Raw genomic sequence first — 15,120 nt, forward strand, 5'->3', positions numbered from 1 at the left:
CGCACTTCCCAGTAGGTCAGATTAGCCCGAAGGGTGTAATCCGACACCTGAGCCACCCAACCCGAAAAAATCGCCTCATCACTAACTAACGGGACCAACACCATGACCATCACACACAACCTCGGCTTCCCCCGCATCGGCGCCGACCGCGAACTGAAAAAGGCCTTGGAGGCCTACTGGCACGGCGATATCGACCAGCAGGCGCTGCTCGACACCGGCCGACAGTTGCGGCGCCAGCACTGGTTGCGCCAGCACCAGGCCGGGCTGGACCTGATACCCACCGGCGACTTCGCCTGGTACGACCAGGTCCTGACCCTGTCCGCCACTGTGGGCAATATTCCGGCCCGCCACCGCCAGGGGGCAACAGCCGCCGACAGCACTGCCCGGGACAACTGCTGTGGCGGCACCGCCCCGAACGTCACAGAGTTCAGCAGCGAACCCTGCGCCGACATCGATCTGGACACCCTGTTCCGCGCCGCCCGGGGCCGTGCGCCCACAGGCCAGGCCACCAGCGCCAGCGAAATGACCAAATGGTTCGATACCAACTACCACTACCTGGTGCCGGAATTTCATGCCGGGCAACACTTTGCCCTGAGCTGGACCCAGATCATCGAGGAAACCCGCGAGGCGGTTGCTCTGGGCTATCAGGCCAAACCGGTCATCATCGGCCCCCTCACCTACCTCTGGCTGGGCAAGGAGAAAGGCGCGGGCTTCGATCGCCTGGACCTGCTCGAAAATCTGTTACCCGCCTACGAGCAACTGCTCGACGCTCTCGCCCAAACCGGCGCCCAGTGGGTCCAAATCGACGAACCCATTCTGGTGCTGGACCTGCCCGACCGCTGGCGTCAGGCCTTTGAAGGGGTCTACCACCGGCTCCAACACAGCGGCATAAAAACCCTGCTGGCCACCTACTTCGGCGCCCTCGGGGACAACCTCTCCACCGCCGTCAACCTGCCCGTGGCGGGCCTGCACGTGGACGGTGTTCGCGGCAGCGCCCAGTTGCTGCACGTCGTGGATCGCCTGCCCGGTCACAAGGTTCTGTCCGTGGGCGCCATCAATGGCCGCAACATCTGGCGCAACGACCTGGACGCCTCCCTGGCGCAACTGCGTCCCCTGCACGAGCGCCTGGGCGAGCGCCTGTGGGTCGCTCCCTCCTGCTCTCTGCTGCACAGCCCGGTGGACCTGGAGCGGGAGCAAAAATTGCCCTCGGATATCAAACACTGGCTCGCTTTCGCGACCCAGAAAGTCGGCGAAGTGGTCGCCCTGGGCCGCCTCCTGAACGACCCGCAGGACGCCCAGGCGCAGCAGCCACTGGCCCAGAGTCGCGCCGCGGTGGTCGGACGGCGGGAATCCGCGCGCATCCACAACCCCGAAGTCAAAGCCCGCTGCGAGCGCATCACCCCGACCCTGGCGCAGCGTCAATCGCCCTTTTCTGAGCGCATCCGCCAACAGCAGGCACTGCTGCAACTGCCGCTCTACCCCACCACCACCATCGGCTCCTTTCCGCAAACGCCCGCCATTCGTCAGGCGCGACGGGGCTTTAAACAGGGGCAACTGAACGAAGCGGAATACACCCAGCGTATGCGCCAGGAAATTGCCGACGCCATTGCCCGCCAGGAACGGATCGGCCTGGACGTACTGGTGCACGGCGAGGCCGAGCGCAACGACATGGTGGAGTATTTTGGCGAACAACTGGACGGCTACGCCTTTACCCAATACGGCTGGGTGCAGAGCTACGGTTCGCGCTGCGTCAAGCCACCGATTATCTTCGGCGACGTATCGCGCCCAAAAGCCATGACCGTGAACTGGACCCGCTACGCCCAGTCCCTGACCAAAAAACCGGTCAAGGGCATGCTTACCGGCCCCATCACCATGCTGTTCTGGTCCTTTGTGCGCGACGACCAGCCGCTGGCCGACACCGCCAACCAGATTGCCCTGGCCTTGCGCGATGAAGTGCTGGATCTGGAAGCCGCAGGCATCAAGGTGATTCAGATCGATGAACCGGCCATCCGCGAAGGGTTGCCCCTGCGCGAACAGGAACGGGCGCACTATCTGGACTGGGCAGTCAACGCCTTTCGCTTGAGCGCCGCTGGCGTGCAGGACGAAACCCAGATCCACACCCATATGTGCTACAGCGAGTTTAACGACATTATCGAAGCCATCGCGCAACTGGATGCCGACGTCATCACCATCGAGACCTCCCGTTCCCAGGGGGACTTGCTGGAGGCCTTCGAGAGCTTCAAGTACCCCAACCACATCGGCCCGGGCGTGTATGACATTCACTCGCCCAACGTGCCTGAGGTGGACGCCATGGTCAGCATCATGGCCCGTGCCGCCCGAGAGTTGCCGGCCGAGCACCTGTGGGTGAACCCGGACTGCGGTTTGAAAACCCGCCAGTGGCCGGAAACCGAAGCGGCGCTGGTGAATATGGTGAAGGCGGCGCAGACGTTGCGTGAGCGGGTGACAGAGGGCGTGGCTGGATAAATATTCAGTTCGATTCGGCGTCTACCTGTTTGGGGTCGGGTGCCTCAATGTCGGATTACGCCTTCGGCTAATCCGACCTACTCGAACAATGGCACGCCGGATCCAGTAGGTCGGATTAGCGCAGCGTAATCCGACACCTGAGGCACCACCATTGAATCAAACCCACACTTGGCGCGATCTCCTTCTATAATAAACCTCATTACTCACATGAAGGAGCCACCCATGAAAGCCATTCCCCTACTCCTGTGCACCACCGCCCTGATGATCGGTTGCGGCCCAGGCGACACCGACACGCCCCTCGAGCCGCAAGCAGAAGCCGCTGCCCCCTTCACAGCCGCAGCGCTTCAGACAATGGTCGACGGCGAGCACCGGGCGGCCGCCAACCGGGACCGGGACCGTTACCGCAACCCCGTGTCTACCCTGCAGTTCTTTGACATCCATCCCGAGCACCACGTTATCGAAATCAACCCGGGCGGTGGCTGGTACGCCGAAATCCTGGCGCCGCTACTGCATGAGCATGGGCGCTACACGGCCGCCATCATCGACCCTGACCTGCCCGACATGCCGGCCTACGTTCCGCGCCTGGCAGAGATGATCAACCAACTGCTCGCGCAGGATGAGGCGCTTTACGGTGAGGCTCACATCCACCGGTACAACCCCGCCGAACCGGTACTGGGAGAAACCAACAGCGCCGATCGGGTGCTGACCTTTCGCAACGTCCACGGCTGGATCAACGGCGGCCAGGCGGAAGGCATGTTTGCAGCCTTTTACGACGTGCTGAAACCCGGCGGTGTGTTGGGCGTGGTCCAGCACCGGGCCGAAGACGGTGCGGATTACCGGGAGACAGCGCAGAGCGGTTACGTGCCGGAATCGGCGGTGATTGCCCTGGCGGAGGCGGCGGGATTTCGGTTGGATGAACGTAGCGATATCAACGCCAATCCCAACGATACCCGAGACCATCCGCGCGGCGTATGGACCCTGCCACCGAGTTTGGCGTTGGGCGATGAAAATCGGGAGCGGTATATGGAAATTGGGGAGAGTGACCGGATGACGTTGCGGTTTGTGAAGGATTAATAGTAAGCCCAACCCCTGAAGGAGTTGGGTGCCTCAGTGTCGGATTACGCCCTGCGGGCTAATCCGACCTACAGGAAACAGCGTACCATTGTCCGAGTAGGTCGGATTAGCGCAGCGTAATCCGACAATGAGGCACCCAAACCAGATAAAAACGCCACAGTCCTGATAGGTCGGATTAGGCGAAGCCGTAATCCGACACCGAGCCACCCTGCCCGAATAGATTAACGACGGTTCGGCGCCGTAAACGGCAACCGGTCATTCAACCCTTCAAGAAAATCGCCGGTGTTGTTGAGGCTGCGCACGATCTGCTCCATGGCCCGGAACTGGGCTTCCTGGCGGGCGCGGAAGGCTTCGCTGCGGCGCTCAAGACGCTCACGCGCGTCAGACACTTCCGTCTGCTCCCGGCGCAGATTGTTCTCACGCTCGGAAATCAAACCGGAGCTGCGCGCATAAGTATCCATCATAGTGGATACCATGGAACCAAAACCGCGAGAAAAACTCACGTTTGCACTGGTGGCCCCCTGCGCGATCCTCAGACTAAGGCCCTCAGAGGGCGAACCTATTGCGCCACGCAGGAACTGGCCAAATCCAAACGCTGCCACGCCATTAATGGTGCCCTGAACGTTCTCACCGACCGTGCCTGCGGCCGCTTCAATCCCCAGGTCCGCCATATCGGCCCCAACACTGAGAATATCGACGCGACTGTCCTGCCCATACGTGGCCGACTCGATGTGCAGACCGCCCGTATCATTATCCACGGTGACGCTCACCCGCACGTTGGCAGCGCGAAGCGTGGCATCCGAATTAATCAGCGTCTGGATTTCTGCGGCCAGATCTTGTGCCGAGTCATAAGTACGGCCCTCGGGCAAGGTGATGGTTTCCGCTTGCCGACCGTTAACGGCGACATCAAAACTGTAATCTTTACCGGTGGTATCCAGTGGGAAACCTTCCGCAATAGGACCTGCCAACAAATAGCCGCGAGAAGCCTGCTGGGTGATCTCCACCTCGTAATCACCCGGCTGGGTGCGATTGCCGAAATCCTCCACCATTACCCGGGAAGAGCTGGACGACATCTTGGGCACAAACAGATCGCGAACCTGTTCAAAGTTGTTGTTCAGCGCATTGCGGAAGCCGGTCGCCTGACCATCTTCTATAATCTCCAGCGTTCCGTCCGTCTTGGTACGAATACCAATATTCGCCAACAGGTTGAAGCTGTCCGTAATACCGGGCACTGGGCTGGCCAAGGTGCTCTGCAGGGAACGCAACAGATTGTTCGCCAGGGGATCATTGGCAAGGCTACCCTGACCGTCCTCACCCGCCTCACGATCCGTCAAAAATCGGATCTTCTCGTAAAACTCGTTATAGGTTTCAACAAAGGCACGGATCGTTTCTTCTGCCTGCGCGCGATCTTCAGAGATGTTGATCACAATTTCTTCGGCGGGGTTTGCGTTGAAAATATCAAATTCTACACCGTCGATGACGTCACTGATGGCGTTGGTGCTGCGCGTCACCTGCAAGCCGTTAACACTGAGAATCGCATCCTGGCCCGCCTGGTTTTGGGTCATGGCCTGATTGTCTTCATTGAAATTGAAGGCCGACAGCCCGGGCGTCGCGCCCTCGTCAGCGGTGATTTCCATTTCTTTGGTCTCGCCCGTCGGGCTGGTCAACAACAGGCTATAGCTGCCGGCTTGACCCACGATACTGGCCTGTACGCCAATACCCGCACCATTGATCGCATCGCGCAACCCGGACAGCGTGTTATTGCTGTCATCAATCTCAATGGTGGCCCCTTCAGCATCCGGGTCCAACGTGAAACTACCCGCATCCCAGCTACCGAAGCGAATGGTCAGGGAGCCTTCGCCAATAGGCTCGCTGGTGCTGCCAAAGGCGCCAGAATTCATGGACTGGGACTGAGCCACCTGCTCGATGCGCAGTCTGTAATTCCCAGGAACGGCATTGGGCTCAAGGGCATTGACCGCAATCAGTGAGGTATCAGAAATTGACGCCTGCTTGGCGTTAAACGTATCCGGATCCGAAAGAATCGCGAGAACAGAATCCATATCATCCATGGCACCGCGCATCATACCCAGGCCCGAAATCTGGGACTCCAGGCGCTGGTCGCGCTGATCCAGACGCCGCTCTTCCGGCGCACGCTCCAACTCAACCAGTTGATCCACCAGACTGCGGGTATTGATGCCCGAGCCCCCGCCGATCTGATTGACAATGTCGCTTCCGATGTTGGTAGCCATAGATAAAACCTATTGGTGCTGATTGCGCTGTTGACGTGTGCTTATCGGATTACCCGACTCAGGGAGGTTATCGACTCCGCTACGCCAAACTTTAGTCCAGCTGCACAAATTTTACCCAATAAAAAAGGGTGCCCTTGTGGGGCACCCTTTCTAAGGTTGCTAAGCTGATGAGCTCGCTAAGCCTGCTCACTGAAAAAGTGCACCGGCTCATTGACACGCAGATTCCGTGCCAGATTCAGGAAGACTTCGTCCGGAATTTGCCGGATCACCTCCTGAGTCTGCCGATCCAACACTCTGACAATGGTCTCGCCCGAGTCCTGGTCAACCGTAAAGCGCAGATCCCGCTGGGTCGCCTGGATGTATTCATTCATCTGGGCAACGGCTTCGCGAAGCTGTTCCGCGAGCTGCTCTTGCTGGTTGACTTCAACCTTTTTCACTACCGGTTGTGGGGCCGAGACGGTCGGCGGCAAAACCTTGCCGCCGGCCTGTGCCGCTTGACGGGATACATCAGGTGAAGCGTCCTGACCAGTCCGGGCCTTGTAAGCCTGGGGCTGGCCAGCACTGTGTAACATCGTGACTTCACTCATGTTTATACCCTCTCAAGGGCTCCGCCGGCGAACCGGCGGAGAGACTCATCTTACTGGAGCAGCTGCAGCACCTGCTGCGGACGGGCGTTAGCCTGGGCCAACATGGCCGAAGCCGCCTGTTGCAGCACCTGTGACCGGCTCAGTTCAGCCGTCTCGGCAGCAAAGTCGGCATCGGTGATGCGCGAGCGGGCTGCTGAGGTTTTTTCACTGATGTTCGCCAGGTTGGATACGGTGAAGTCCAGGCGGTTGTTGATCGCACCCAGGTCTGCACGGGCCTGACCGACCTGATCGATGGCGTTATCCAGAATGCCGATGGCTTTCTGAGCACCGTTAAAGGTCGAGATGTCCAGGCTAGCGACAGAGCCGATACCGTCCAGGGCGTTGCGCTCTTGCAAGCCTGTTTGGGTGCCGACATTTGTTGCATTTTCGGCAAACTTAATAGAGATCTGATCACCTGTGGCCGAGCGCAACAAGAGTTCGTTGGCGGCACTCACATTCGCTACAACACCAGTTTGGCTGGAAATATCATTGATGGATTTCGCCAAGGCTTCAGCGTTATCGCCCACTGTGGTTGTCAGTGTGGTTTCGCCTACGGCAACGCCATTGATCAGCAAGTCACCTTCGTTGAGTGTGCCTGCCGCGCCACCAACAGCAACACCCACCAGATTGCCATTACTATCATTGCGGTCGATACCAAGATCAGCAAATCCCGCGGCAGTACCGGCGTCATTTTCGACAGTAATCGCTCGACCCTGACCGGTCGTATCGTTCAGCACCAGTGAGAACTGAGTAGTTACTGCCGCTGTTCCGAACCCGGTGGCGTCCGAGGCGTCTGTAACCGCAATAGTTTCAACGCCCTCTGCAGATAAAACCAAGCGGCCTCTGTTGTCCAGCGATGCCTCAATGGAAGTATCAGCGTTGATCTTGGCCACCAACTCCTCCATGCTGTTGGTACCACCAATTTGGTAAGACTGAGTGTTGTCATCGCCATCCGTAACCACAATGTCAAAGGTATCAGTACCGCGCAACACCCCGTCACCCACGCCACTTGCTGTCGCCTGCACAATGGTCGAAGCTTCAATGCCTGTGTCTTTCAAGTCGGCATTGATGATTTTCATCGCATCGTTGACGCTACCTGCTCCAGACAAGTCACTGATATTGACATCGTTAATTACCAGTGTAGTGCCAGCACCACCAGCAAAAGCGTTCAGAGCGGCTATTCCGGTACTTTCCTCACCCACCAAATCGCCAGTGGTTCCACCGAGCGAACGGGTATTGAAAGACTCGACAGAAACCCCGATGGTTTGACCCTGCTCGGAACCAACCTGCAACAAGGCGTTGCTCAGGCTGCCATCAAGCAGTTTCTGGCCGTTAAAGGTGGTGTCATTCGCCAGGCGGTCCAGCTCAACTTTGAGCTGCTGTACTTCGGAATCCAGACGTTGACGGTCATCATTAGAGTAAATGCCGTTGGCGGACTGAATCGACAGCTCGCGCATACGCTGAAGGATGTTGGTCGCTTCCTGCAGAGCGCCTTCGGCTGTCTGAATCATGGAGATACCGTCGTTGGCGTTACGAATGGCCTGGTCCAGACCACGGATCTGAGAGGTCATCCGGTTGGAAATGGCGAGGCCGGCGGCGTCGTCTTTAGCCGAGTTGATACGGTTACCGGAGGACAGGCGCTCGGTGGCCTGATCCAGTGCGTTACCTGATTGCATCAGCTGACGCTGAGCGTTCAGAGAGGCTACGTTTGTGTTAATTACGAGTGACATAGTCAATCTCCTGGGTTGGTCTGGACACAGGCTTTACCAGCCGTGATACAAGTCGTTTGGTGAAGCCCGAAAACCTTGGGTATGAGGACTTCTGTATAGCTTTTCGACCATTCCGGAGAGAGCTTTAGGTTTTTTTTTGCGATTTGGTGGTTTTTCGTGCCGTTTGGGGTTGGAAGGGGGGTTGTTTGGGGCTGCAGGGGTTGGGTGCCTCAGGTGTCGGATTACGCGCTTTGCGCTAATCCGACCTACAGGGAGCAGTGTGCCATTGTTTAAGTAGGTCGGATTAGCCCGCAGGGCGTAATCAGACAATGGGGTACCCAACCCCGATAAAAGGCTACTTGCCGTAAGCCACCTTGGCCTTATCACCTCGAGCAAACTCCTTGAGCTGCTCGCTCAAGCGGGCTTTGCTGGTCTCCGCCAGTTCGCCCACCTGCTCATTGAGCGCCTGCAGCTCGACGATGGCCTCTCGCAGGACTTCCGCGTAGCCGTTTTTGACCACTTCCACCATGAATTCGCTGCTTTTGAGAGCCTCCAGGGATTCCTGACGCTCGGCCAGCACCTGCTCGAAGGTGGCCCAGTCGTCTTCCCGAGCAAGCGCCAGCAGTCGCCGGGACTGGTCGATGGCCTGGTAGACCGGGTTCAGGCAGGTGCTTTCATGGGGGTTGGTCATGGGGTTTCCTTTTGGCGTCACATGGTTCTGGGGTGGTGCCTCAGGTGTCGGATTACGCTTCGCTAATCCGACCTACTGGGACTTGGGTGGTGTTTTTGTCGGATTACGGTTGCGCCTAATCCGACCTACTGGAGACAGCGTACCATTGTTTACGTAGGTCGGATTAGCCCCGAGGAAGCAATGAGGCATCCAACCCGAAACGGCGTACCATGGTTCAAGTAGGTCGGATTAGCCCCGAAGGGGCGTAATCCGACAGTGAGGCATCGGGCCGTATAAAAAGTATATCGCCCATCCGCTGCTATAGTTTAGGACATTGCGTTTAGCTCACCCGTTCTGGAGGTTTTTATGCGTCATTACCACCCTACCCGCCGCCGCCTGCTACAACATCTGGGTATTTCCTCCGCCCTGCTCGCCACCGGCTGGTCGCCGCACCTGATTGGCGCGCCCGGGCGCAAGATCGGCGTGGCGCTGGTGGGACTGGGACGGTACAGCACTCGACAGTTGGCACCGGCGCTGCAACTGACCCAACACTGCGAGCTGCGCGGCATTGTGACCGGCAGCCCGGAGAAGATTCCCGAGTGGCAGGAGCGCTACGGCATCAAGGACAGCAATGTCTACAGTTATGACACCATGCACGAGATGGCCGATAACCCGGATATCGACGTGGTCTACGTTGTGACCCCACCCAGCTTACATATGAAACACTCACTGGCGGGCGCCAACGCCGGCAAACATGTGTGGTGCGAGAAACCCATGGCCATGGACCGGGCCGAGTGCCAGGCCATTATCGATGCCTGCGAGAAGAACAAGGTGCAACTGACCGTGGGCTACCGCCTGCACCACGAACCCAACACCCAGACCGTGATGCGTTGGGCCGAGGAGCAGCCCTTTGGCCCGATTGAGAAGGTGGAGGCGGTAGCCGCCTACACCGGGGGCGAGAACCGCTCGCCGGATAACTGGCGCATGCGCCGGGAGATGGGCGGTGGTGCCATGTACGATATGGGGGTCTATCCGTTGCAGGGGGCGCGCTACAGCACCGGGGAGGAGCCCATCGCCATCAAGGCCTGGCACGAGATCACCCACCCGGACGCTTTTACCGAGGTGGATTCCACGACCCATTTTGAGTTGCGCTTTCCGAGCGGGGCTACCGCCGAGTGTATGACCAGCTTTGTAAAACCGGGCAACGCTCTGGAGGTGACCTGCGCAGAGGGTTGGTACAACCTGATTCCCATGTCCTCCTACACCGGCGTCAGCGGTGAGGCCAGCGACGGTACCCAGTTGGATAAGCCCATTGCCAATCAGCAGGCGGCGCAGATGGATAATGATGCGTTGGCGATTCTGGAGGATAAACCGGTGAAGGTACCGGGTATTGAGGGCTTGCGGGATATTGTGATCGTCAATGCGGCATTCGAGTCGGCCCGCAAGGGCGATTGGGTTGAGTTGGCACCGGTTTGATGGTGGGATCGCGGTTGGTGGGTTGGGTGCCTCAGTGTCGGATTACGCGCTACGCGCTAATCCGACCTACTCGGTACATCGTGCCATCGTTTAAGTAGGTAGGATTAGGCCAAAGGCCGTAATCCGACAATAAGGAGCCCCACCCGATACCCCGTGCCATTGTTTGAGTAGGTCGGATTAGGCCAAAGGCCGTAATCCGACAAGGCCGCACCCCACCCGATACATCGTGCCACTGCTTGAGTAGGTCGGATTAGGCCAAAGGCCGTAATCCGACAATGCCGCAACCCACCCGATACCCCGTGCCATTGTTTGAGTAGGTCGGATTAGGCCAAAGGCCGTAACCCGACAATGCCGCACCCCACCCGATACATCGTGCCACTGTTTGAGTAGGTCGGATTAGGCCAAAGGCCGTAATCCGACAATAATTTCAATGGGGTCAGAGTCAATTGAAATTAGAGGAAGTTAAACAGGCTCAACTGGCTGACTTTGACAAAACTCTGCTGGGCTGCACTGAACACCATGCTCTCCATGGCGAGTCGGGTACTGGCTTCGGCGTAATCCAGATCCTGTAGGTCAGACAGCAGTTGGTCGGAGTACAGCTTGGTCTCCAGATTCAACTCCCGGGTACTGTCCAGGGTATTCAACCTGGCGCCCACCGCACCCTGAAGCGTAGTCAAGCTGGTCAGGCCGTTGTCCAGGTTGGCGAGCGTTTGCGCGACAATATCGCCGAGCGCGGCTTTGCTTTTGGGGTTGTCCTCGACATTTTTCATGGCATCACTGAGGCGCGAGAGCGTGGTCAAAATCCCCTGATTGGGCGTCGCATTGACCGAGAAGCGATCGCCCCGCTCGGCCAATACGCCATTGTCCGAGGTGGTACCGGCGCCGGTGGTTTCGAATCCGAACACATCGTTGGTGGCGGCGCTGCCATTGCGGACGGTGATATTCTCACCTCGCGCCGACACCAGTCCCTCACCTGGCTCCAGGGTCAGCCCCAGATTAGCCAGTCTGGCCGCGTTGCGATCGGCGCCGCTACCCGCCACGGTTTCTACCGTACTGCTCAAAGCCGCAAACAGCTCCGCTTCGTTGGTCACGGGCTGATCCAAAACAAAAGTTTCCGACACGCCACCAACGGTCATCACCACCGTCGCCGGTGCCACACTGAAGTCGACCGGCGCATCCACGTTCAGCGGTAAACTGCCCGGCTCTGCGGGTGTTCCCGGGAAAGGCTGGCCATCAATAGCAAAGCTGACGCCGCCCACTTCGATCTCCTGCCCCGGCGTGAACGGCTCATTGGCCATCAGCACCTTGCCCGAACTGCGTTCGGTCACGGTAAAGTTGCTACCGGCAGGGTCAATGGCACTTCGGGCATTAAAGGTGATCACCAGGTCACCGGGGTAGATTTCGCTCCAGGCGTCTTTATCCACCACCTGCCCGACACTGATACTGGCCGGAGGCTGCGCCTGATTGGCCGGATTGGCGCGAGTGGTAAAGGTCGGATGGGCACTGGGGATGTCCATAAACACCTTGCGCCCGTTATCGGTCACGGGCACGGTGACGTTTTCCGAAATCTGAATGCGCTTTTCGCCCTGATCACCCCGGTAGAAAAAGTTATCGTCATCCTGCTCGAAGGGCTGAGTACTGCCCTGATGGCCACCAAAAATATACTGACCCGAAGCGTTGCGGGTGTTCATCAAATTCAGCAACTCGTCGATGCGGGTATCCACCTCGGCGGCCATGGCTTTATAGTTACCGGAGTTCATTGTGCCGGTATTACCGGCTTGTACGCTCAGCTCGTTCATGCGTTGGACAATATTGAGTACGGCATCCAGGGTGGCCTCTTCGAGCTCGAGGTTGTTCTGGGCAATGTTGATGTTTTTATCAAACTGCTCCAGGCGCCCCAACTGCTGATTGAGCTTGAGGATGTTGGTGGCCGCCACCGGATCATCGGCGGGGCTGAGTACCCGCTTGCCGGTAGCCATCTGTTCGTTGGTACGGTTCATGGCCGACTGGGTTTTGTGCAAACTCACGTTGGCAATGTTGTACACCATAGAGGTGGATACGCGCATGGCTGCTTGCCTCTAAATGCTGTTCAGCAAAGTATTAAACAGGTCCCGGGCGACGGTCAGTACCCGGGCATTGGCGCCGTAGATCTGCTCAAACTTGATCAGGTTGGCCGCCTCTTCATCAATATTCACCCCGGAGATGCTGTCCCGGGTAGCCTGGGTCTGCTGCATCAGGCCTTCGGCGGCCTGGGTATTGATGCGCGACAGACTGCTTTTACTGCCGATCGTTTCCACCAGGCGACCGTAGGCGTCGGACAAGCTGAGTTTGCCGCCGTCGGCGACGGTCCCCTGGGTTTCCAGCGCCGCGAAGCGCAGAGCGTTGCGGTTATCGTTGGTGGCGTCCGAATTGAAATCGACAGTGAAGGTATCGCCCGCCTGAGGTCGACCTTTAATGTTGACCTGATAGCCCAGGTACGCCGAGCGCGCAAAGTCATCGGCGCGACTATCGCCGAACAGGCCGCTGGTCGTGGGTGCGGTTTCCAGGCGAATTCCTTCGGCCAGGGTAATGTCGATACGGCCACCGACAGTGACCTGACTCTCGCTGCCAGCGCCCTGCCCTTCAAGGCGAACGGTCGGGTTGCCATTGCTGTCGTTCACACCCAGGCGATTGTTGGGGTTGTCCGCCTCCAGGCGCACGTCCAGATCGACACCCGAGGAAGCCACCAGGCGCACCTCCGAGCGGCCGGTGACGGGATTGGTGCCACTCTCCGCGCGAATACCCAATGCCTTCAGGTTATCGTTGCCGTTGATCTGCTCGGCAAGAAAATCATTGAAGCCCACCGGATCGGTGTTGGGGTTGGGAACCTGACCCAGAATGTCACCGTCCGGGTCATAGGGAATCAGCGCCTCGCCATTGAGGGTGATCTGCAAGGGGCTATCGAAATCCTCGAACTGCATATCCGTCAGACTGGCGGTGGTGAACGCGTTGGCCGATACGCCGGGCATATTGCTCAGCTGCTCGGCGGTTTGCGCCGCCGTGGCATTGGCCCGCGTGACCATACGCTCCTGGCGGATCACACCCGTATCGGGATCTTGCACAAAAAAAGTCAGCTGTTCAGCCGGGTAGCCATTAGGCTGACGCTGGGCGCCACTGGCCAGAACGTCTGGGGAGCGGCCTTCCGGCAACCCCAGCCGCGCGCCATCGCCAACGATGACCGTCTCGCCCGGATCGGAACTGAAAATGGCATTTTCCGCCCCGGGCCGGAAGCGTTGCTCCCGAATGGGTGGCTCCAGCGGTACCGGGTTCTCCGGGTCACTGTTGTCGAGCACTTCGTAGGTGGTTTCCGAGGTAAAGCGGATCACCACCGGGGGCGACAGCTGTCCCGGGTTGGCAAAGGCGGGCAATAGGTTACCGTTGGCATCGTACAGGCTCTGGATGTCACCCTGGCTGATTTCGCCGTTACCCTGGTTGCCATAGTCACTGCCCGTGCGGATCGCGAGCGCAAAGGCCAGATCTTCCGGGCGGCTGAGCTCCGCGCGAATATCCTTGGCACCTTCGACCGTGGGCTTCAGGGTAAAACTGTCGCCACCCTGAAAGCTGCCGCCATCAAGACGCAGTCTCAGGCCGTCAAACTCAATTTCGTAAGGATAGCCCCCCGGCAGCGCTCCCTGACCCACCAGTTCGCCGTCACTCAGGCGGGTGATGGCATAGTTGCTGGTGTTGGGCAGTATCTGCAGCCGGTAGTCGCTGGTGGTCAGGCGACTGGTGTCATCGATAAACAGGGACAGGTCCCGATCATTGGGCAGCGCATTGTTGCCGGGGTAAATGCGTTTTTGTGCCAGCGCCGGGTCGTTGATATCGCGGAACATAGAGCGGCCGTAATCGCCGTCCAGATCGACGCCCTGCTGCTGCAGCTCGTTAAAGTTATCCGCGAGTGCAATCGCAACTCGGCCCAGTTCGTTTTTGGCATTGCCCAGGGTATCACCGCGAAATTCCAGCAGGCCACCGATCTTGCCACCTTTAAGTTGACCGGTAATGTCTGCCGAGTGGACGTTGTTACTGAGCATGATCTGGCCGTCGTTTGAAACGCTAAAGCGACTCACGGCATTGCCAATCACCAAGGGTTGACCATTGCCGATAAACACGCTCATCTCGCCATCGCCGCCCTGAACCACCTGGATATTCACCAGCTCTGACAGTTTGCGCAATGCCTCGTCACGCTTGTCGAGCAGATCGTTGGGCGAGCCGCCGGGTACCGCTGCACTCTTCTCGGTAATGGAGCGGTTGAGTTCACCAATGCTCTGGGCCAGGCTGCTGATCTCGGACGTAACGGCCGAGACCTCCCGGTTGATGCTCGACTCAATATCCGCAAGCCGGTCGTGCAAAGCGTTGAACTTGGTCGACAGGCTTTCTGCCTCGGTGATGGCGAGCTGACGCGCAGCTAACGACGAGGGGTCATCGGCCCCGTTCTGCATGGCGGCGAAGAACCGTTGCAGGGACTCACCCATGCCGGTATTCATATCGGCAAAGAGCTTATCCACCTGGCGAATATAGCCGTCAAAGGCGTTCAGCTGATGATAGGCCGAGGTGTCGGTCCGCAGCTGGGCGTTGACGAACTGGTTGACCACCCGCTCCACCGATTGGGTGGTGACCCCGCTGCCCATATAGCCGACGCTGCCCAGTCGCTGTTCGGGGCGCGTCGAGTAGCCCACCTGCTGGCGACTGTAGCCTTCGGTGTTGGCATTGGCGATGTTGTGCCCCGCCGTACGCAGGGCGTTCTGGCTTGCCTGCAAGCCGGAAATGGCGTTTGAGAGCAGACCTGACATGAT

At 58.7% G+C, this 15,120-nt stretch carries 9 protein-coding genes; 3 read left to right on the forward strand and 6 right to left on the reverse strand.

Features of this window, described 5'->3' with window-relative positions; genetic code table 11:
* The first annotated feature begins 102 nt into the window (after positions 1-102).
* Both metE and DKW72_RS15370 read left to right on the forward strand, forming a co-directional pair.
* Positions 103-2,484 (forward strand): 5-methyltetrahydropteroyltriglutamate--homocysteine S-methyltransferase, encoded by a 2,382-nt coding sequence (gene metE, locus DKW72_RS15365; RefSeq protein WP_111643279.1) that lies wholly within the window; start codon positions 103-105, stop codon positions 2,482-2,484.
* A gap of 222 nt (positions 2,485-2,706) precedes the next feature.
* On the forward strand, positions 2,707-3,558 hold the full coding sequence (locus tag DKW72_RS15370; protein ID WP_198411392.1) for a class I SAM-dependent methyltransferase: 852 nt from the start codon (positions 2,707-2,709) through the stop codon (positions 3,556-3,558).
* 221 nt (positions 3,559-3,779) lie between these two features.
* Here the strand turns inward: DKW72_RS15370 and fliD are convergent, their stop codons facing one another.
* The 4 genes from fliD to DKW72_RS15390 form a co-directional block, all read right to left on the reverse strand.
* On the reverse strand, positions 3,780-5,807 hold the full coding sequence (gene fliD / locus DKW72_RS15375) for a flagellar filament capping protein FliD (protein ID WP_111643280.1): 2,028 nt from the start codon (positions 5,805-5,807) through the stop codon (positions 3,780-3,782).
* 176 nt (positions 5,808-5,983) lie between these two features.
* The gene (locus DKW72_RS15380; protein WP_232522437.1) at positions 5,984-6,394 is read right to left on the reverse strand and encodes a flagellar protein FlaG; all 411 of its coding nucleotides are present in this window, start codon (positions 6,392-6,394) and stop codon (positions 5,984-5,986) included.
* 50 nt (positions 6,395-6,444) lie between these two features.
* The gene (locus DKW72_RS15385; protein ID WP_111643281.1) at positions 6,445-8,163 is read right to left on the reverse strand and encodes a flagellin N-terminal helical domain-containing protein; all 1,719 of its coding nucleotides are present in this window, start codon (positions 8,161-8,163) and stop codon (positions 6,445-6,447) included.
* Positions 8,164-8,497: 334 nt separating this feature from the next.
* Positions 8,498-8,833: a flagellar protein FliT gene (locus DKW72_RS15390; RefSeq protein WP_111643282.1), complete on the reverse strand. Its 336-nt coding sequence runs from the start codon at positions 8,831-8,833 to the stop codon at positions 8,498-8,500.
* A gap of 345 nt (positions 8,834-9,178) precedes the next feature.
* On the opposite strand from DKW72_RS15390, the gene DKW72_RS15395 reads away from it, so the two are divergent.
* On the forward strand, positions 9,179-10,288 hold the full coding sequence (locus DKW72_RS15395; RefSeq protein ID WP_111643283.1) for a Gfo/Idh/MocA family protein: 1,110 nt from the start codon (positions 9,179-9,181) through the stop codon (positions 10,286-10,288).
* Positions 10,289-10,740: 452 nt separating this feature from the next.
* Here DKW72_RS15395 and flgL read toward each other — a convergent pair whose 3' ends face one another.
* Together flgL and flgK are read right to left on the reverse strand one after the other, a co-directional pair.
* On the reverse strand, positions 10,741-12,354 hold the full coding sequence (gene flgL, locus DKW72_RS15400) for a flagellar hook-associated protein FlgL (RefSeq protein WP_111643284.1): 1,614 nt from the start codon (positions 12,352-12,354) through the stop codon (positions 10,741-10,743).
* A gap of 12 nt (positions 12,355-12,366) precedes the next feature.
* Complete coding sequence (flgK, locus tag DKW72_RS15405) at positions 12,367-15,117, reverse strand: flagellar hook-associated protein FlgK (RefSeq protein WP_111643285.1); 2,751 nt, start codon at positions 15,115-15,117, stop codon at positions 12,367-12,369.
* Positions 15,118-15,120 lie beyond the last annotated feature (3 nt).

The sequence above is a fragment of the Marinimicrobium alkaliphilum genome (assembly GCF_003259155.1).
Classification (GTDB): domain Bacteria; phylum Pseudomonadota; class Gammaproteobacteria; order Pseudomonadales; family Cellvibrionaceae; genus Marinimicrobium_A; species Marinimicrobium_A alkaliphilum.

Excerpts from the sequence above, each read along its gene's own strand:
- metE (WP_111643279.1), top strand. The coding sequence starts at position 103 with ATGACCATCACACACAACCTCGGCTTCCCCCGCATCGGCGCCGACCGC.
- DKW72_RS15370 (WP_198411392.1), top strand. The coding sequence starts at position 2,707 with ATGAAAGCCATTCCCCTACTCCTGTGCACCACCGCCCTGATGATCGGT.
- fliD (WP_111643280.1), bottom strand. The coding sequence starts at position 5,807 with ATGGCTACCAACATCGGAAGCGACATTGTCAATCAGATCGGCGGGGGC.
- DKW72_RS15380 (WP_232522437.1), bottom strand. The coding sequence starts at position 6,394 with ATGAGTGAAGTCACGATGTTACACAGTGCTGGCCAGCCCCAGGCTTAC.
- DKW72_RS15385 (WP_111643281.1), bottom strand. The coding sequence starts at position 8,163 with ATGTCACTCGTAATTAACACAAACGTAGCCTCTCTGAACGCTCAGCGT.
- DKW72_RS15390 (WP_111643282.1), bottom strand. The coding sequence starts at position 8,833 with ATGACCAACCCCCATGAAAGCACCTGCCTGAACCCGGTCTACCAGGCC.
- DKW72_RS15395 (WP_111643283.1), top strand. The coding sequence starts at position 9,179 with ATGCGTCATTACCACCCTACCCGCCGCCGCCTGCTACAACATCTGGGT.
- flgL (WP_111643284.1), bottom strand. The coding sequence starts at position 12,354 with ATGCGCGTATCCACCTCTATGGTGTACAACATTGCCAACGTGAGTTTG.
- flgK (WP_111643285.1), bottom strand. The coding sequence starts at position 15,117 with ATGTCAGGTCTGCTCTCAAACGCCATTTCCGGCTTGCAGGCAAGCCAG.